Source organism: Alkalibacterium sp. f15 (genome assembly GCF_049389645.1).
Taxonomy (GTDB): domain Bacteria; phylum Bacillota; class Bacilli; order Lactobacillales; family Carnobacteriaceae_A; genus Alkalibacterium.
On record NZ_CP186540.1, the window covers coordinates 1493845 to 1512701 of the forward strand.

Annotated in this window: 16 protein-coding genes; 11 read left to right on the forward strand and 5 right to left on the reverse strand. The window is 39.9% G+C overall.

The window, feature by feature from the left end; translation table 11 throughout:
- Window positions 1-100 precede the first annotated feature (100 nt).
- Window positions 101-1345, reverse strand: coding sequence for a dicarboxylate/amino acid:cation symporter (locus tag ACO1PF_RS07395; protein ID WP_423188428.1), 1245 nt, complete (start codon window positions 1343-1345; stop codon window positions 101-103).
- Between the two features lie 930 nt (window positions 1346-2275).
- Here ACO1PF_RS07395 and ACO1PF_RS07400 point away from each other — a divergent pair.
- Window positions 2276-3271: an LLM class flavin-dependent oxidoreductase gene (locus ACO1PF_RS07400; protein WP_423188429.1), complete on the forward strand. Its 996-nt coding sequence runs from the start codon at window positions 2276-2278 to the stop codon at window positions 3269-3271.
- Between the two features lie 27 nt (window positions 3272-3298).
- Window positions 3299-4252, forward strand: coding sequence for a 2-hydroxyacid dehydrogenase (locus ACO1PF_RS07405; RefSeq protein WP_423188430.1), 954 nt, complete (start codon window positions 3299-3301; stop codon window positions 4250-4252).
- Window positions 4253-4295: 43 nt separating this feature from the next.
- On the opposite strand, the gene ACO1PF_RS07410 is transcribed toward ACO1PF_RS07405, so the two are convergent.
- The 3 genes from ACO1PF_RS07410 to ACO1PF_RS07420 all read right to left on the reverse strand — a co-directional run bounded on the left by ACO1PF_RS07410 (window position 4296) and on the right by ACO1PF_RS07420 (window position 7084).
- Entirely contained in the window at window positions 4296-5219 is a 924-nt protein-coding gene (locus ACO1PF_RS07410; protein WP_423188431.1) for an ATP-grasp domain-containing protein, read from the reverse strand.
- A gap of 175 nt (window positions 5220-5394) precedes the next feature.
- Entirely contained in the window at window positions 5395-6534 is a 1140-nt protein-coding gene (locus ACO1PF_RS07415; protein WP_423188432.1) for a hypothetical protein, read from the reverse strand.
- Window positions 6527-7084 carry a sigma-70 family RNA polymerase sigma factor gene (locus ACO1PF_RS07420; RefSeq protein ID WP_423188433.1) on the reverse strand — a complete coding sequence of 186 codons (558 nt, stop codon included), beginning with the start codon at window positions 7082-7084 and terminating at the stop codon, window positions 6527-6529. Before ACO1PF_RS07420 ends, ACO1PF_RS07415 begins: the two co-directional genes overlap by 8 nt.
- Before the next feature lie 599 nt (window positions 7085-7683).
- Between ACO1PF_RS07420 and ACO1PF_RS07425 the strand changes: the two genes are divergently transcribed.
- The 3 genes from ACO1PF_RS07425 to ACO1PF_RS07435 all read left to right on the forward strand — a co-directional run bounded on the left by ACO1PF_RS07425 (window position 7684) and on the right by ACO1PF_RS07435 (window position 9904).
- Complete coding sequence (locus ACO1PF_RS07425; RefSeq protein ID WP_423188434.1) at window positions 7684-8427, forward strand: glucose 1-dehydrogenase; 744 nt, start codon at window positions 7684-7686, stop codon at window positions 8425-8427.
- Window positions 8428-8663: 236 nt separating this feature from the next.
- On the forward strand, window positions 8664-9518 hold the full coding sequence (locus ACO1PF_RS07430) for an aldo/keto reductase family protein (protein WP_423188435.1): 855 nt from the start codon (window positions 8664-8666) through the stop codon (window positions 9516-9518).
- Between the two features lie 20 nt (window positions 9519-9538).
- On the forward strand, window positions 9539-9904 hold the full coding sequence (locus ACO1PF_RS07435) for a YccF domain-containing protein (protein ID WP_423188436.1): 366 nt from the start codon (window positions 9539-9541) through the stop codon (window positions 9902-9904).
- Between the two features lie 23 nt (window positions 9905-9927).
- Here ACO1PF_RS07435 and ACO1PF_RS07440 read toward each other — a convergent pair whose 3' ends face one another.
- Complete coding sequence (locus tag ACO1PF_RS07440) at window positions 9928-10548, reverse strand: alpha/beta hydrolase (protein WP_423188437.1); 621 nt, start codon at window positions 10546-10548, stop codon at window positions 9928-9930.
- A 361-nt stretch (window positions 10549-10909) separates the two neighbouring features.
- Between ACO1PF_RS07440 and ACO1PF_RS07445 the strand changes: the two genes are divergently transcribed.
- From ACO1PF_RS07445 to ACO1PF_RS07470, 6 genes are all read left to right on the forward strand, one after another.
- A complete protein-coding gene (locus ACO1PF_RS07445) occupies window positions 10910-13252 on the forward strand; it encodes a glycoside hydrolase family 65 protein (protein ID WP_423188438.1) in 2343 nt (780 codons plus the stop codon).
- A 24-nt stretch (window positions 13253-13276) separates the two neighbouring features.
- Entirely contained in the window at window positions 13277-14554 is a 1278-nt protein-coding gene (locus ACO1PF_RS07450; protein WP_423188439.1) for an extracellular solute-binding protein, read from the forward strand.
- A 63-nt stretch (window positions 14555-14617) separates the two neighbouring features.
- Window positions 14618-15499 (forward strand): carbohydrate ABC transporter permease, encoded by an 882-nt coding sequence (locus ACO1PF_RS07455; RefSeq protein ID WP_423188440.1) that lies wholly within the window; start codon window positions 14618-14620, stop codon window positions 15497-15499.
- Window positions 15500-15505: 6 nt separating this feature from the next.
- Window positions 15506-16333, forward strand: a complete 828-nt coding sequence (locus ACO1PF_RS07460; protein ID WP_423188441.1) for a carbohydrate ABC transporter permease — start codon at window positions 15506-15508, stop codon at window positions 16331-16333.
- 105 nt (window positions 16334-16438) lie between these two features.
- A complete protein-coding gene (locus tag ACO1PF_RS07465) occupies window positions 16439-17464 on the forward strand; it encodes a LacI family DNA-binding transcriptional regulator (RefSeq protein WP_423188442.1) in 1026 nt (341 codons plus the stop codon).
- 371 nt (window positions 17465-17835) lie between these two features.
- Window positions 17836-18819 (forward strand): NAD(P)H-quinone oxidoreductase, encoded by a 984-nt coding sequence (locus ACO1PF_RS07470; RefSeq protein ID WP_423188443.1) that lies wholly within the window; start codon window positions 17836-17838, stop codon window positions 18817-18819.
- Window positions 18820-18857: the final 38 nt, after the last annotated feature.

Sequence of the window (18857 nt, forward strand, 5' to 3'; positions counted from 1 at the left end):
TATTTTTTTTCTTGTTATAACAAAAGAGTGGATATCCTACCGCTAAGTACGGGAAGATATCCACTCTTTTTAGACTTTTTTGATAGACTAGTTGATGATGTTAGTTGTTGATACTGCTGTATGCTTTACCTTTAACAGGGACAGCTTTTTTCAATATATGTTTCTCATAGACCTTATCGATTACAACCGCAATGGCATTGTCGCCGGAAACGTTAGCAGCTGTGCCAAAACTGTCTTGAGTGATGTATAGAGAAACAAGCAGAGTTCCTAATGTGCCGGTTGGATCGATGCCTACCATGTACACAAACGGAAGTGCACTCATAATAGCTCCGCCTGGTGCACCTGGTGCAGCAACTAGCGCGACTCCTAAAGTAGCGATAAAGGCAGCCATCATGCCAAAGCTATGTGGCATATCGAACATCAACAGCACGGCTGTCACACAAGAAGTGATGGTCACGACACTCCCCATGAGGTGAATAGTCGCACTCAATGGAATAACGAATTCCCTGATTTCTTTTGACACGCCATTCTTGCGGGCACATTCCATATTTACAGGAATAGTAGCGGCAGAAGATTGTGTACCTAAAGCAGTGAAGTAACCGGGGATTTGATTTTTTATTAAAGTGACAGGATTCTTACCAGTATAAAGTCCTGCGAGTATAAATAATATCGTAATAAGCAATAACTGCAGAGCGATTACGACGATGAACACTCTCCAAAAGACTGAAAGCAGTGAAAAGACTGCGCCGCTGTAACTTAAGTTTAAGAAGTTACCGAAGATGTAATAAGGCAAGCCGGGAATGATAATTACTGATAAAATTTGACTAATAATGGCACCAAATTCAGCGAAAAAGTGATACATGACTTCGCCTTTCTCTTCCTTGCGTAACCAGGAAATAAAGACGCCGAATAAGAAAGCAAAGACGATCGCTGACGTGACACCGAATAAAGGCTCCAAAGGTAGATTGAACAGAGGTGCCAGTTCAGTGCCTTCCGTTTGAACGGTTTCTCTAACTGACGCATCGATAAACAAAGGAAAAAGACTTGAGGCCAGAAAATAAGCAATAAAGCCGCCAATCAAAGTGTTGGAATAAGCCATCAGTGCATTCAGCCCAAGTAATTTTCCGGCGCCATCGGTAAGGTCCGAAATACCTTTCACTACAAAACCTACAATCATTAAAGGAATGATAAAGGCTAACAATCGGCTAAACAAGGCCGAAAAAGTGATGGGGATCTGAAGTATGAAGTCTGGTATAAAGGTTAATTGTCCAACCAGGACGCCTAAACCAATGGCAATCAATAATTTCGGTACAAGACCAATCTTAAATTTCTTTCGATTTTCCATAATATCTCCTCCATTTTCAACCCACTTATCTAGCAATAATTAGATTGTTTAAATTATTTATTAGTATACTATATTAGAATTGAATAAGAAATAACAAATTATATTTTAATTAAAAATGTGACTATTTTATGAACATATGGATTGAAACAGAATGATTGAAGGGTAAGTTTTTTTTGAAAAAAGAGTCCAGTGTTTTTCATGAATTGTAATGATAAAATGAGGGGAAAGCTCCCTATCAGGAGTCTTTTTCGGTTTTTAGAAGGACGAATAAATGGTTATATCGTTTAAATTAATGGTTTTCTTATGAGTGACGCTTCATTAGGGACTAGTCATTGATAAATTTTTTCAGAGTGGTCAGTACAAGGTTTTTTAGTGACTTCTCAAACGGATCAGCAAGCGGAGTGGTCACACTGGCAGGCTTTAAGTGACCAGTCAAAAGCGTGTTGTGACTCAGTAGAGACTAATGCGGTCTTTGAGTACCTGCTGAAGGAGTATCTTTGGCTGAGTGAGTCTTATAACACCGCTGTAGTGACCGCTCGGTGGGGAAAATCAGTTCAGAAGGAATTATAAGGGCGCTTAAGTAACTACTCAAAGTCATGTGTTCGTTCAGAGGGAAGTATAAGACCCTCTTAGTGACCGCTCCATCAACAGCAATTGCTGGGTAGTCAGTAAAAATTTCTTCAGTGACAACTCAAGAAAAAAATTGGCTCAGTGGGAAGTTGATATGAAATACTATTCCATATTGAAACTGAAACGTTAGCTGAGTTTGATGAATAGTATGATGTGCTTATCAGCACATCATTTGAAACATGAGAGGTTAGTAATAGACTCACAAAGAGTCCTGTATAAATAACGATTTATTTAATAGGATGCCAGGGGATCTGAATGGTATAGTAAGAAAGAACGAATTGAAGAAAGGACGAATAAATAATGAGATTAAGTGTACTCGATCAGGCACCCATAACAAGTGGGAATACGGCACAAGGGGCTCTGGAAAAAGCCGTGGAACTGGCTCAATTTACAGAAGAATTAGGGTACTACCGCATGTGGATGGCAGAACACCACGGCAGTTCAAGTTTTGCAAGTTCTGCTCCAGAAGTAGTGGTAGCGTACATTGCCGCTAAAACAAAACACATCCGTTTGGGGACGGGTGGTACCATGATGATGCATTATTCACCTCTTAAAATGGCCGAAGTGTTCAAGACGTTGAGTGCCTTGGCTCCGGGACGGATCGACTATGGTGTGGGACGCGCACCGGGTGGCGATCAGAATGCCATCTATGCTCTGGCACAAGGGAATGATCCGGACTTTGATCACTTATATGAAAAGTTGGATGTCGCGTTGGACTTGATAAAAGACGATATCCCCGATGAAACCCTTTATCGTAAAACACCAGCAACGCCGGAGAAGGTGATATTGCCGGAAGCGTGGCTGTTAGGGTCAAGTGGAAACAGTGCCATCGAGGCAGGTCAAAGAGGACTGGGCTATTCTTTTGCTCAATTTTTCATGCTCAATGCGATGCGCAAAGAGATATTTGATTTGTATAGAAACCGGTTTGTACCTTCAGCATTCATGGAAAAACCGGAAATAAGTGTGGCATATCTAGTGACTGTCGCAGAAACAAAAGAGGAAGCCGAATTTCAGGCCAAACCTCAGGACATTGCCCGCATCCGTCTGGGTCAGGGACGTATGTCACCGCTTATGTCACCTGAAGAGGCAGAAAACCATAAGTTGACCGATGATGAACGTGAAGCTATCCAGACGAACCGACAGATCCACCTGGTCGGGACGGCGAAAGAAGTCGCTGAGCGCTTATATAAAGATCAGAAGACGTACGGTTTCCAGGAAGCCATGATCTGCAGCATCGCGCATTCACAAGAACAGCGCTTGAATACCTATAAATTATTAGCGGAAGAAATGCTTTAACAGAAAGCGATTGAAAGGAAGATGAAGATGAAAGTAGTTTTACTTGAACCGTTAAGAGTGCCGAAAGAAATGATTGAAATGCTAGCTCAACCGATCAAAGAGCTGGGACATGATTTCGTTTATTTTGATGAAAAAACAACCGATCCTGATGAACTTTTAAAACGCAGCCAGGATGCGGACATCGTCATGATCGCCAATAACCCTTTTCCAAAAGAAGTTGTCGAACAGCTGGACCAGACAAAACTGATCAATGTCGCTTTCACTGGGGTAGACCATGTGGATCGAATGACTGCAAAAGAAAAAAGCATCAAAATAGCTAATGCGGCCGGGTATTCCGATCAGTCGGTGGCCGAACTCGTTATTGGTCTGACGCTGGACCTATACCGCTCCATTTCGCAGGGAGATAAAGATATCAGAAAAGATTCGTTCCCGGGAGTGATTCAAGGCAATGAAATCAGAGGGAAGACGGTAGGCATAATCGGGACAGGAAACATCGGTCTGAGGACTGCGGAATTATTCAAAGCGTTCGGTGCAAATTTGATTGGGTACAACCGTACGGAAAAAGATGCAGCGAAAGATCTGGGACTAACGTATTTGCCACTCGAAGAGCTTCTTGAAAAAAGCGATATTGTGTCTGTTCATCTACCCATGAATGATGAAACAAGAAACTTTTTATCCAGAGAGAAACTGGTTAAAATGAAACCGTCGGCCGTACTGATAAACTGTGCACGGGGACCAATCATCGATAACCAGGCCTTGGCAGAGTTACTTAACGAGGAGAAACTAGCCGGGGCAGGAATCGATGTCTTTGACATGGAGCCGCCACTTCCAAATGACTATCCGCTACTGCATGCAAAAAATACGGTGTTGACACCACATGTCGCTTACCTGACGGACGAAGCCATGGTCGAACGGGCAGAAATCACGTTTGACAATACCTTGGCATTTTTAAAAGGTCAACCACAAAATATCGTTGGATAATAAAGAAGACACCTCTATAAATCTAGAGGTGTCTTCTTCAGCTTTAAATAGTATCTAATTCAACTTTCAAATACTTCGCCAGTTCAAGCATGGCGTATTTTTCGGCTGCTGCTTCGGCATCGTTATTGTAGTTCGTGTTGGTGTTGACGTCGTAAGTGTATACTTCGCCATTTTCATCAATGATAAATTCCATTGCCGCCACATCGATATGTTGGTTATTCAAGAATGTTTCATAACGTTTGATTTGATCTTCAGGTAGTCTGTCGATGATTTTGAATTTGTTTTCAGCTGGAAGTTCTTCGCCGTCAGGGCCGATCTGGCAGACATCGGCCGGGCACAATTCAAAGCCATCACGCGAATCGACCTTCACTGCATAGAAATACTTTCTGCCTACGAATTCAGAGCGGATAATGTGGCCGTCCACAGATTTAATGTACTGTTGAATGAGGCTGATACCGTCAATGGAGTCCTCAAAATCGGGACCATTTACATAGTCTTTCAATTCTTGAAGCGAATAGAGTAGCCGTACGCCCAGCCCTTTACCTGCACGATTATGTTTGATGATAAAAGGAAATTCATTCAGTTTTTCAGCAGCAGCTAGAATATTCTCCTTGCCGACAGCACCGATGGTTTTAGGCGTTTTGATCCCGGCAATTTGTAAAGCTAAATACTGTTTGAGCTTACTGACTTCAAGGTTGATCGCACCTGTTCCGTTAATGACGCGTGCCCCTTTTTGTTCCAGCCACGTTAGGACTTGATCGGTCAGTTCAGGCGCGTAGCGGTTTCCTCTCGTGTGTGAAGAAGCACTCATGCGATTGTAATAGACGCCGTCAGAAGGCAAGTCTTGGATATCAAGCAGCCCTTTAGATAAATCCCAGTCTTCGTAAGGGACACCGAGTTCTTCCAGTCGTTTAATCAAATGTTTAGTCCAGTCCATATTTTCATGTATAATATATACTTTGTTCATATTTTTAAATCTCCTTTGTATCCACTAGTGGCAAGTTCGGGTTGCGAGCAATTTAATTGCTTCCAATAGGTTCAGTGTATAATAAATACATTCTTTTGGAAAGAGGGAAAGGTGGAATATACTTAGTTAATAAAAAAAGCGTATTGTGCCATCATCTGACACAATACGCTATGGACTATTGATTCAGTTCGATAGTGATTGGCTCACCATAAGAAGCGAAGTCGAGCGTACCCACATCTTCTGGAAACTCGGCAGAATAAAACTGAAGATGAAGTTCTTCCGATTCCAGCAACTGTTCACTAGTAATGTCAGACTCTTCTTCAGACAAGGCAAGCCGTCCAGTATAGTGATTCTCAGCTCCGTCATACGTGTAGCTGTGTCCAGTAAATATCAGTTCATTACCCCGGTTATCTTCTCCGCGTATTTCAATTACTTCAAACGGTATATCAGTCCAATTGTCTGAAGTTATTTCAATGAAACTGAAGAGTGGGTGTGTGTTTAAGTTGTTAATGGAATAATCATAGAGATCAGTACTTAACTCCTGATCAATAGAATATTTATTTGTGTGTTTCTGAAGTTCATCCCTTGTCGTATCAACAGAAAATGTTGCTTTCCCTTCAACGGGTGTCACACGTTCGTCTCTTTTGGCATTGTCTTTCATATCAATAATAAAAAGATCTTCTAAAGTGATGTCTATAGTGTAATTGTCGGTCATTGAAAAGTCTTCATCAAGGTCAACAATTAATATCCTATTATGAATAGCATCGTTTTCACTGACTGTTCTTCCGTAACTTGACATCGATCCAGTGACTGCTTGTCCATTTATAGAAAGGGTTTTATTCTCTATCCCTCCAAAATGATAGTCTTCTAAAGACTCTCCCAAATCAGCGAGTATGTTGATGAGTAGTAAATCGTCAAAAATAAGTATATCCTCGACTTTGATTTCAGCATCGCCAATCGTCTGAACCTGATCGACGGCTATACTTGTATCATCGGTTGTCCGTTCTTCTATACCTAAAGCATCGGTGATCGTATAGCGAAAGTTCTCTAAGAAAGAGGAAGCAGAAGCTTGAACACGTTGTCCGACGGGTGTCTGCAGACCTAAAAATGCAAGGAAAAGCGTAGCCGCAATTAACAGGATTGGTCTTTTCCGATTTGATACTTTCGTTGGATTGCTAGATTCATTATTTAATTTACCTTTAACCGACTGAAACAGTTCATCTTTTTCCTGGTCAGACAGAGACGTCTCTTCATAGTCGAGTGTATTTATTTTCACCTGATTAAGTAATTGGTAAAGTTTTTTGTCGTTATTCATTCCTTGATTCTCCTTTCTTTTCGAAGTGTCGCCTGATTTTTGATTTTCCACGTGAGAAACGGCTGTATAAAGCACCTGTGGTCAAATCATGTTTTTCAGCTATGACTTCAGTCGAATCCTTTGACTCAAATATGTCTTTAAACAGAATGCGATCTTTCCCATTAAGTGGTGCGAGTAATTCTTCCAACTGAATTTCCCATAATTCTTTTGATAAAGGCTTGTCGTTATGTACATATCTCGTTTCCAGGTGTTCTTCCCAGCCAACAGTCTTTAATTCGTTCCTATATTTTTTCAGTGTATTAATAGACCGGTACTTTGCAATGACCGCTATCCAGTTTTTGAAACTCGCTTTTGATGGATCGTACTGTTCAATATTATTCCAGACAGCGAGAAAAACGTCATTTAAACATTCATCCTGATGACCGGGAAGTGCATATAGGTACTTTTGAATGATGTTTTTTAATAGTCCACCATATTTATTGATCAATTCCTCAAGTCCATGCTCGTTTCGGTTATTAATCGTTTTGATTATCCATTTATCGTCTGCCAAAATGTTACCCTCCTTTGTTCCTTCACTTATGTATACAAGAAAAAATGATCGAATCTGTCAAAATTTCAAAATAAATGAGTGATCAAGATATTTTGTGGTCTCTTTTCTATTAAATTTGAGCATATAGTGTAACTTCGACACTTTGGAATGAGAATGTAGTAAGAACTTACCGAATTGCTCAGACTTCGGTAAGTTCTGCAATCAGATGGACAGCTAATTGTCGAAGATACTGCAGGTTCGACAGGTTGAAAAAAAAAGTTTCTTTCTAATCACCGAATGAAGCCCGGTTCGGTAATTACAGACAGTCTAGTTTTCTCAAAGTGTCGAACCTAGTCAAAGTTCAACACTTAGGAGAAAATTGCCATCTCCAAAGTGTCGAACCTGGCAGTAAAAAGCTTCCGATATGAAAAGACATCTAATCAGTTTCGAAAAATCTTACTGTTATACTGCATTTGTCATTCAGTATAACAAATCTTACCTAGACAATGGTTAACATGAAGTAGAATTTTTAATAGCTTGTAAGCCCTTTCGCTTGTAACAAAAAATAAGACCTGTTAAATTAAGGGCATAAGAAAAAATACGGTATAGGAGTGTGTTGAATGGGTCGTTTAGATGGGAAAGTTGCAGTTATTACCGGTGGCGCAGGGGGCATGGGGAAGACGCATGGAGAAGTGTTCATCCGAGAAGGTGCTAAGATCGTTATAGCAGACTTGGAGTCGTCAGATGGAAAAGCGTTTGCTGAAAAATTAGGAGATCAGGCAATATTTGTCGCTTTAGATGTCACGAAAGAAGAAGATTGGAAAAATTTAGTAAAGGAAACGGAAGATAAGTTTGGTCCCATTAATGTACTGGTCAACAACGCCGGGATCGTTGAAACTAAATCTATTGAAGAGTTATCACTCGAAGATTATAGAAGGACGATTCATATTAATCAGGATGGTGTATTTTTAGGTATGAAATATGTCTTACCTTCAATGAAAAAAGCAGAAATCGGCTCCATTGTTAATATCTCTTCTATTGCTGGCATGGCTGGTGGGGTCAATAATCTAGCCTATATAACATCTAAATTTGCCGTCAGAGGTATGACCAAAGCGGCGGCTGCGGAATTTGCGGAATTTAATATCCGTGTTAATTCTGTTCATCCGGGGACGATCCGTACACCAATGACTGAACATGAGAGCGTCAGAGATTTGGTTAAAGAGATGGAAAAAGATATTCCGATGAAACGTATTGCAGAGCCAGAAGAAATATCCAATCTTGTGCTTTACTTATCATCTGATGAATCCAGTTATTCAACCGGTACTGAATTTGTCGCTGATGGTGGCTTGATTCAAGTCATGTAAAAAGCAGGCTGAAAATCAATATTTGGATTTGTTCAGAAAAGCTCTCAGACAATTTGTTTGAGAGCTTTTTCGCTATAACGAAGTGAAACTTTTAAAGCAGTAAGGGCTAGACGACATAGAGTGGATAAGTTGATGAAATCAATGATGATAGGATACGATATCCATCTGTAGTATACTTGTTATAGAAGCTCGATTGTTGATTCAATTTATTGACTGATAGAATTGGGGGAGTGGAAATGGATATGGTCACACTTTATAATGGAAAGAAAATGCCAGTGATTGGTTTTGAAATCTGTAATAATTCGGATGAAGAAAAAGCTGTTCAGTCAATTGTTAAAGCTATTGAAGTAGGATTTCGCCATCTTGACAGTGCAGCTGGATTTCAAAACGAGAAAATAATGAGTCAGGGACTTAAAAAAAGTGGATTTCCAAGAGAAGAGTTATTTTTAACCAGTAATTTAATGGTTGATGGCCATGATTATAGCAATGTGAGAGCCAAAGTGGAGAGATTATTAGAAATATTAGGAACAGATTATTTAGATCTTTATTTGATCCATTGGCCGCTTGATGAAGGGACCGGGGAAGATTGGGATAAAGAGAATTTGGAAACCTGGAGAGTGATGGAAGAACTCTACGAAGAAGGTAAACTTAAAGCCATAGGCGTCAGCAATTTTTCAATCAACCACTTAGAAAATATAGTGGAGCATGCTAAAATCAAACCGATGGTCAATCGGCTTCGAATCCACCCAGGTGTGACTCAAAATGATGTCCGTGAATACTGTAAAAAGTACGATATCATCGTTCAAGCATGCTCACCGCTAAATCCACTGAATGTTTTAAGGAAAGAAAATCGTATTAGAGAGATGCTTGAAAAATACAATAAGTCCTTAGCTCAGGTCTTGCTTCGTTTTGGGATAGATTTAGATGTCCTGCCCTTAACCAAATCAGCTCATGCTTATCGTATCGAAGAAAATTATGATATCTTTGATTTTAAATTGGATGAAGAAGATTATAATTACTTGTTTCATTGGCAACACGTTGATTTTACTGAATCAGATAATCAAAATGGTCAACCGCCGCAGAGTGTTTAGGCGAGGAAAGGAAGAGTTGATTGAATTTATTAGGTAATATTGTATGGTTTATTTTAGGAGGGTTTATTGGTTTCTTAACCTGGTTGATACTAGGTGTTCTTTGGTCGATCACTATCGTAGGGATCCCTATCGGGAAGCAGTGCTTCAAGTTTTCTACCATGGCCGCAGCGCCGTTTGGTAGGGATATTGAATTTGGTCATGGCGGAGTATCCTTTATGTTTAATGTGCTATGGCTCGTACTGGGCGGATTTGCCTTAGTTATTGAATCAATCACGATGGGAGTCATCTTCTGTTTGACCATCGTGGGGATTCCATTTGGACTCCAGCATTTTAAACAAGCTAAACTTGCACTGCTGCCTTTTGGGGCACGAATCGTCAGAACATGAATATAAAAACAAACAAAAATCGCCTATTGATTTAGGCGATTTTTGTTTGTTTCATACCATTTCGCTGCTGCATCAACTTCTGTTCCGGTGAGCTGATGGCCGTGATTTTCCCAGTGCAAGGTCACGTCAGCACCAGCATCGCTGAGCAAATGTGTAAGTTCTTCTGATTCTTGGGAAGCACAGATTGGGTCATTGGTTCCTGCTCCAATAAAGATGGGTGTATCTGATAAATCTGGAAGCTCCAACCCTCTCAGTGGGACCATTGGGTGGTGCAGGATGGCGCCTTCTAACGTATTACTGTAATGAAAGAGTAAACTGCCGGCAATGTTTGCTCCGTTTGAATAGCCGATGGCGATGATTTTGCTTCGATCAAAGCCGTATTCTTTGGCAGCATCATTTAGAAAGTCATTTAATTCGAGTGTTCTGAATTTCAAGTCTTCTTCATCGAAAACACCGGGTCTCAAACGTTTAAAGTAGCGGTACATGCCGTTCTCATCGATATTTCCTCTGACGCTTAAGACGTTTGCCTGGGAATCCACGCGCTCTGCTAAGGGGAGCAAATCTTGTTCGGTGCCGCCCGTGCCGTGAAGTAAGAGTAAAGTGGTATTTGTTAAATCAGTTCCTTCTTTAAATATATGTTTCAATGTCTATTACTCCTTGTCTGTTTTTTTTTCAATGGTATCCAATATTTTTCATAAGCTTCGTTTCCATTGACGTAGCTCCTGCTACAGGGGTGTAGATTTTATTACGAATTCGAGATAGTATGCAATAAGTATACGAGCTTACTCACTTTATGTCAACAAAGTAAAACCCTCTTCACTTAAGAGATTAAAGACGACAGGGAACAAGAGGTCTTATCAAGGTAAGAGAACAACTATTTATAATATTCTATTATTACCTGTTGACAAGTATTAAAGAATCAATTACTATGAGTGTAAGCGATTTACTAAAACGTTTTCGGTAAGTGCTAAAACGTTTTAGTAGAAATAGAAAAGGATGATGTTTATGATGAAATATGATTATGGAAACGGAGAAAACGAAAACTGGATCGTAGCAGAGGAGGTATTTTCTACCAAGTACTTAGGTAAAGTTGAATCCATATTGTCATTAGGAAACGGTTATATGGGATTGCGTTCGGTGACTGAAGAGTCTTATCTGAATGAACAGAGAAATTTATTAGTTAATGGCACGTTTAATAATTTTAGCGAAGAAGAAGTCCCAGAGCTTCCCAATATAGCCGACGTGACAAATATAGATTTTAAAATTGATGGAGAACGCTTTTCACTAGAGTTTGGAGAAACCAAAAAATATATCAGATATTTGAATTTGAAAGAAGCCGAGCTGGTTAGAGAAATTGACTGGGTGTCACCTGACCAGAAACAATTAAGCTTTAAATTCAGACGTTTTGTCTCGTTAGAGGATCTACATTTAATCGGGCTGCAAATTGAAGTGACCAACAATGGAGAGCAAGTAGATATAAGTTTTGAGTCTGGTATCGATGCCCAATTGACCAATACGGGTTCTCAACATTTTCATGAAGGTGAAAAAAGAATATATGACAAAAAATTCTTGGAAACCATCCAAACGACAACTGAATCAAATATCGATATCGTCGTATTAACTGCTCACGATTTGAAGGTGAATAATGAATCGTTATTCATAGAACCCAAGATGGAAATCGCTAGAAGAAAAATGACTGTTAACTATGACCTGACATTAAATCAGGGAGATTCGCTGGTTATCGATAAGACCAGTATGGTTTATACAAGCCGAGATAACGAATGGGAAGGCGAATCGTATTCATTAAGTGAAATGAGAAAAGTAGCTTTATCAAATTTAAAAGCCAATAGTGAAAAAGGATACGATACAAATTTCAATGAGCATAAAAAAGCATGGGAAACTAAAGTGTGGAATGCTTATAATTTCAGGTTGAAAACGGATCGGTCGTTTGATTTGCTGGCTTCAAGGTTTGCGATTTATCACTTGATGGTCATGGTCCCGGCTCACAGCGATAAAATGGGTATAGGAGCAAAAGCGTTAAGTGGAGAAGGATACAGAGGGCATTCATTTTGGGATACTGAAATTTTCATCTTGCCATTCTTTACTTTCTTTAACCCTGAAATAGCCAAGTCATTACTTAAATATAGATACCATGGGTTGATCGGTGCCAAGCAAAAAGCGTTAGATAATGATTACCAAGGAGCTATGTATCCTTGGGAAGCAGCTTATCCTTCTGATGGAGAAGTTACACCCGTATGGGGAGCTGTGGACATCGTAACGGGAGAACAGACCAAGATATGGAGTGGCTTTATTGAACAGCACATTACCGCCGATATAGCTTTTGCTGTCTATCAGTACTATTCGGCCACTGGTGATGAAGCCTTCATGAATCAATACGGTTATGAAATCATTTTTGAAACAGCAAAATTCTGGTCCAGCCGATTAGAATGGAATGATGAGAAAGATCAATATGAAATCAACGGAGTAATAGGGCCGGACGAATACAAAGAGCATGTAAATAATAATGCGTTCACCAACTACATGGCCCATTTCAATCTATCTTTAGCGATCGAGTATCATGATTCATTGCAAGCTAATAATGAAGAGTTGCTTGGTGAGCTTGACGAACGCACATCTATTTCAGCAGCTATGAATGATTTGAAGACAGCAAAAGAGAAGTTATATTTGCCTAAACCAGATAAAGAGTCGCTCGTTATTCCTCAGGATGATACGTATCTGTTGAAAAAGGAAATAGATCTATCTAAATATAAAAATGCCGATACTGTAGGCAAACTGTTCGATGACTATAACCTTGACCAGGTGAACCAGATGCAGGTAAGCAAACAGGCAGATGTCCTGGTATTACTCTACTTGATGGATCAGACTCATCATGAAATGAGCAAAGAACTTAAACAGGCAAACTTCGATTATTATGAACCACGCACCACTCATGATTCATCCTTGAGCTTATCGACTCATGCTATAATAGCATCTGATATTAAGAATAAAACATTGGCGTATGATTTATATTCAAAAGCGATTCAAATAGATCTGGGTCCTAACATGCTTTCTTCTGATCCGGGTGTCCATGCTGCGTCAATTGGTGGCATATGGCAAATCATATTATTTGGGTTTGCAGGAGTAAGAGTCAAGAATACCAAACTGACGATCAATCCAAGCTTACCTGAAGAATGGGATGAACTGGGATTCGTATTCCAATGGCAAAACAAAGCCGTGCAGGTAGATATCACAAAGAGTGACTTTACAGTTACACCGCTAGATGATCAGCAGATCACTTTTGAGTGTGAAGGAAAAACGTACACGTCCACTGAAGCTATAACCATTTAAAAATATAACCTAGGAGGGTTACACATGAATAAATTCATTAAATCTTTAGGATTGGTTTCAACTATTGCTTTATTAGCTGCATGCAACAATGACGACGGGGCAACTGACAACGATACGGGTGATGACGAAGAGGCTGTCTCAAACGAGACTGGTGGGAATGTGAATTTAGCTGTCTGGGGATCTTCTCCGGCTGAAACAAACGCACTTGAAGAAACGATAAGCAGTTTTGAAGAAGAAACAGGAATCGAAGTTGAACTGGAAATTATTCAAGACAATTTCCAAGATGCCATGACCGCTAGATTTGCTGCAAATAATGCACCCGATGTCTTCTATCTGGAGGCCTTTGCTGCTCCAATGTTTATGGAAAGTGGCGTGCTTGAAAATCTTTCAGGTGAAATAGATGATGTGGATGACTTTTTTGATCCTCTAATTGACGTTTTCCGCAGCGGTGAAGATGAACTGTATGCAGTTCCGAAAGATTATTCTACCTTAGCGTTGTATGTTAATGAAGACATATTAGAAGCAGCGGGATATAGTGTCGAAGATATTCCTCGCGACTGGGATGATTTACTGGCTTTTGCAGATGAGTTGCAAGACAATTTAGAAGATGATCAGGCAGCAATGCTTTTTGACTCATCACTTGCGAGACACTACAGTGCATTCATCAATAATGGACTAGATCCCGCAGGAGAAGAAGGAAGCGCTGATTTCACATCAAATCCTGAAGTCATTGACTATTTCCAGTCGATTATAGATGGTAAAGAAGCTGGATATATGCAAAACCCTCAAATCGATATGGGAATCGACTCAGCTGGCGCTGCCTTTGGTGCAAACAGAGCGGCTATGATGATGGAAGGGAACTGGGTAATCAGTGCGTTGGATCAAGAATACTCAGATTTGAATTATGCTGTTATTGAGTCTCCAACTATCAATGGAGAAGAACAATCAATGACCTTCAGTGTCGGGTATGCTGTTTCAAAAGATTCAGAAAACAGAGATGAAGCAATTTCGTTCATCAACTACATGACCAATGCTGGTCTCAAACAATGGAGTGAGTTATCAGGTACTTTACCTCCACGAGGATCGATTGCTGATGAAATGAATCTGTTTGACAACCCTGTATTAGCACCTCATGTGTTGGCTGCAGAATATGGAACAGTTTGGAGTTCAGGCGAAAGTCTGCCCGTAGTTTCAGCTGCTTTTGACAACTATTTCCAAGCAGCAATCAATGGAAATATGACCGTTGAAGAAGCGCTACAAGCTGCAGAAGATGAAGCAAACGCAGAATTAGATAGAAGATAAAAAAGTCAACTCCAGATGATTTAATAGTCTGGAGTTGAGTTCTATACATGGGGAGTAATCAAAATGAGAAAAAAAAGAAAAAATAATATCCAAGGTTTAATATTTATGGCTCCTGCTGCGTTAGCTGCTACTGTATTTATTGTCGTACCGATTGCTTACGCTTTTTTCATGATGTTTTTCAATATCAATCTTTTATCTGGAACGCGTACCTTTATAGGGTTTGATAATTTCGGGAAAATCATTAGTGATCCAAGATTTTGGGCAGCGCTAAGGAATACAACGACTTACGTTGTCGTCGTTGTCCCAATACAGACAGCGATCGCCCTGATCATGGCAGCCTTATTGAATAGTAAAATCAAATTTAATCGGGTGTTTTTAACCGTTATGTTTATCCCGACATTGACCTCTTCATCCGCGATGACGCTTATCTTTATGTGGTTGTTCAATAATAACGGATTGATTGTTAATCAGATCGAACAATTGACGGGAATCAGAACGCAGTTTCTCACCAATCCTGATTTAGCGTTGAGTGTTATCATGATCATGAATATCTTCTCAACCGTTCCACATTTCATGGTCGTCTTTTTATCCGGATTGCAAGACATCCCGACTAACTTGTATGAGGCTTCTTCCATCGACGGAGCCTCTAAAATCAGGCAATTCTTCCATGTGACCATTCCACAATTAATGCCGATCTTATTCTACGTGGTCACAATGGGTGTTGTAGGAACGTTCCAAATTTTCGATCAGGCCTTTATACTATCTGGAGGAACTGGCGGTCCACAAAATGCCACATTGACCTTTACGCTGTATATCTATCAGCTGGCATTTACAAGCAATGATATGGGAAGAGCCACGGCGATGTCCTTCATATTAGGATTGATCATCTTTACCTTTACGGCGATAATCAACAAAGTAATGAAAGCAGATGAGATGAATGGGTGATAGAAAATGAAAAAAGAAAATAAAACACTGAAAATAATCGTTTACACAATATTGATACTGTACAGTTTACTGACCCTTTTCCCGTTTGCCTGGAGTATTTTGACATCTTTCAAGTCTACAGCTGAAATAGCCTCAGGCGGAACATTTTTCCCGGAAAGTTGGAGTTTATCGGGTTGGACAACGTTATTTGAATCTCAATATACAACATGGGTTAGAAACTCACTGGTCGTGGCATTAATTACCACAGTATTGAACGTCATGTTTAATACGATGGCAGGTTATGCCTTTGCCAGAATAGATTTTTTTGGACGTAAATTTTTATTCAGCCTAATGCTGTTGTTGATCATGATACCCGGGCAAGTTACGATGATACCATTATATATAGTGGTATCCAATCTTGGTCTGATCAATACGCACAGTTCCATTGTTTTAACCTCGATGATCAATATCGCTTATATCTTCATGATGAGACAATTTTTCATCAATTTCCCTAGAGAAGTTGAAGAAGCTGCCTCCATGGATGGGTTGAGTACTTTAGGTATCTTTTTCAAAATCGTTTTACCTAATGCGAAACCTGCCATTGCCACTCAAGCTATTTTTATATTCATGGGTGTATGGAATGAATTTATGAGACCACTGTTGTTCCTTTCGAGTCCTGATAAATACCTTTTGACGCAGGGATTGAATGCCTTATCTAATCAGTATAGAAACATAACGGCCTGGGATATCATCATGGCCGGGGCTATATTCTCTGTCATTCCAATATTCATTCTGTTTATCTTCCTGAATAAATACTTTATTTCTACAAATGACAGAAGTGTAGGGAGTAAATAATAGATCGAATAAATGGAATAACTATCAAAATCATTATGCTATAATAGTAAGTATCTGATTAATCGGCCTAGAAATATAAAATATCAAGCAAAGGGGGAAAGGCACATGACTACCATTAAAGATGTGGCAAAAGCGGCAGGTGTATCAGTCGCAATGGTTTCCAAAGCTTTGAATAATTATCCTGATGTAAGTCCGACAACGAGAGAAAAAGTGAAAATGATGGCAGAGCAGATGAATTATTCTCCTAATGTCGTAGCCAAAAATCTTTCCTCTAAAAATCAAAAAACGATCGCCATGATTTCGTCAGGTTTCCTGAGTTCAGAAAGTTTGGATAATAGTAACTCTTTTGATATTTTTAAAGGTGTTTACGAAGCGACCGAAGAAGCCGGTTACGAATTGGCGATGTATTTTATTGAAAGTAAGAAGCAGGAAACAAAAGATTATGCAAAATTTTGCAGAGATCGAAATATTAGAGGCGTCGTTTTATCGGGAATCAGATTAGATGACCCTTATTTTGAATCGCTATTGGAAACTAACATTCCTTGTGTATTGATAGATGTCAAAGTACCTAATGATAATCGATTAATTGGCAGTGTGAGTATCGATAATATCCGTGCGACGTATGAAATCGGAGACTATTTGATTTCTAATAATCACCATAATATTGCAATTGTGAGTGGGGCGCAAAAGACAGATGTTAATACGCAAAGAATGAAAGGCATATCTATGGTAGCTGATGAGAAGGGGATCTCGATCGAAGGAAAGATAATCGATGGTGATTTTAAAGAACAGACTGCCTATGAAAATGTTAAACACTATTTGACTTCCAACAAAGCTGATCTTCCAACAGCGATAGTTTGCTTTAGTGATATCATGGCACTAGGAACATTGAAAGCCATTAATGAAATGGGACTAAATGTACCGGAAGACATTTCTTTGACCGGTTTTGATGGGTTGAAAATTATTGATTATACCAACCCGTCGATTACAACAATAAAACAACCGTTTAGAGAAATGGGTTATGAAGCGGCTAAACTAGTCATGCGGATCATGGAAGGTAAGTCAGAAACCAACGAAAAAATTGTTCCCCATGAAATGATTATGAATAATAGTGTGAAGAAATTAAACTAATATCGAGAGATACCAAAAACACCTATCTATTTTAGCCTTCAAGTTAAAATGGATAGGTGTTTTTTTGGTGCCTCAAAAGTCTGAACGGTAAGGGCCGGTCTGCTTGAATTGTAAAAGCATGCTTTGAATGGTTATAATATTAAAAGTGAGAGGGTATCGTAAAGGGAGCACTTATAGAACGGGGAAAGTTGGGCGTATTAGCGACCTATCGAATGACCCTTTAATTAGCTGTTAAGTCTGTCAGTCGTTTGGATGTGCTGGAAGGTGAATCGGATGAGATTTTTGGACATGGAACTGAAGAATGAGCTAAGGACTATAAAGCATATGAGTCATAAAAAGTACTATCAAAACAGTTGAGAAAGGAGATCGATATGAAAGCATGGACAATCGAAAAGCCAGGGAACAGAGAGGTCTTGAAACTACAAGAATACATAACACCCGTTCCCAAAGAGGGCGAACTGCTACTCGAAGTCAAAGCGGCGGGTATTAACCGAACAGACATATTGACACGAGGAAACGAATCGCTGGAAGCACCGTATCCTATTTTAGGTATTGAAGTGAGTGGGGTCGTGATTGAAAACCGGTCAACAGATCCGGAGCTGAATGCTGGAACCCGCGTTTGCGGCTTGGTCAATCACGGTGGATACAGCGAATATGTCACGATGCCGGCCGACCGTGCCATAATCTTACCCGATAATCTGTCATTTGAAGAAGGCGCGGCAATCCCAGAAGTCTTCCTGACCGCTTATCAAACCGTGTACTGGTTAGGCGAATTGAAAGAAAAGGAAAAGATCCTGATTCATGCTGCGGGGAGTGGGGTCGGAACCGCGGCTATTCAACTCGCAAGTCAACTGAGCCAGGCCGCTATTTTTGCGACTGCTGGACACAGTGACAAACTGGAAAAAGCTAAAGAACTTGGAGCTCATGTCTTGATCAATTATAAAAAGGAAGCTTTTGACAAAAGAGTAAGTGAACTGACAGAAAATTCCGGGGTAGACGTCATACTGGACTTTGTCGGGGCATCTTACTGGGAGATGAATCTGGCGAGTTGTGCAGTGGATGCACGGTGGATACTGATCGGGACTCTAGGTGGTACATCTGTTGAGAACGTATCGTTAATTGAATTAATAAAAAAACGTGTCGCACTCAGAGCAACGTTGCTTACACCGAGAAGTGATGCCTATAAAGCTCAGCTGACTCAAGAATTTTCTCAGATAGCTATGCCGCTTTTTGAAGAAAAGAAAATCAGTCCGGTCATTCATTCAGTTGTTCCCTTCGATGAGTTGCCAGAAGCGCATCGAATGATGGAAGATAATGAAAATATCGGTAAAATCATTTTAAAGGTGAAAAAGTGATGATCAATCAGGTACGGTATCTTGTGAGCTAACCACTG

Bases quoted from the DNA above. Each gene is read 5' to 3' on its own strand.
- ACO1PF_RS07395 (WP_423188428.1), bottom strand. From the start codon at position 1,345: ATGGAAAATCGAAAGAAATTTAAGATTGGTCTTGTACCGAAATTATTG.
- ACO1PF_RS07400 (WP_423188429.1), top strand. From the start codon at position 2,276: ATGAGATTAAGTGTACTCGATCAGGCACCCATAACAAGTGGGAATACG.
- ACO1PF_RS07405 (WP_423188430.1), top strand. From the start codon at position 3,299: ATGAAAGTAGTTTTACTTGAACCGTTAAGAGTGCCGAAAGAAATGATT.
- ACO1PF_RS07410 (WP_423188431.1), bottom strand. From the start codon at position 5,219: ATGAACAAAGTATATATTATACATGAAAATATGGACTGGACTAAACAT.
- ACO1PF_RS07415 (WP_423188432.1), bottom strand. From the start codon at position 6,534: ATGAATAACGACAAAAAACTTTACCAATTACTTAATCAGGTGAAAATA.
- ACO1PF_RS07425 (WP_423188434.1), top strand. From the start codon at position 7,684: ATGGGTCGTTTAGATGGGAAAGTTGCAGTTATTACCGGTGGCGCAGGG.
- ACO1PF_RS07430 (WP_423188435.1), top strand. From the start codon at position 8,664: ATGGATATGGTCACACTTTATAATGGAAAGAAAATGCCAGTGATTGGT.
- ACO1PF_RS07445 (WP_423188438.1), top strand. From the start codon at position 10,910: ATGATGAAATATGATTATGGAAACGGAGAAAACGAAAACTGGATCGTA.
- ACO1PF_RS07450 (WP_423188439.1), top strand. From the start codon at position 13,277: ATGAATAAATTCATTAAATCTTTAGGATTGGTTTCAACTATTGCTTTA.
- ACO1PF_RS07455 (WP_423188440.1), top strand. From the start codon at position 14,618: ATGAGAAAAAAAAGAAAAAATAATATCCAAGGTTTAATATTTATGGCT.
- ACO1PF_RS07460 (WP_423188441.1), top strand. From the start codon at position 15,506: ATGAAAAAAGAAAATAAAACACTGAAAATAATCGTTTACACAATATTG.
- ACO1PF_RS07465 (WP_423188442.1), top strand. From the start codon at position 16,439: ATGACTACCATTAAAGATGTGGCAAAAGCGGCAGGTGTATCAGTCGCA.
- ACO1PF_RS07470 (WP_423188443.1), top strand. From the start codon at position 17,836: ATGAAAGCATGGACAATCGAAAAGCCAGGGAACAGAGAGGTCTTGAAA.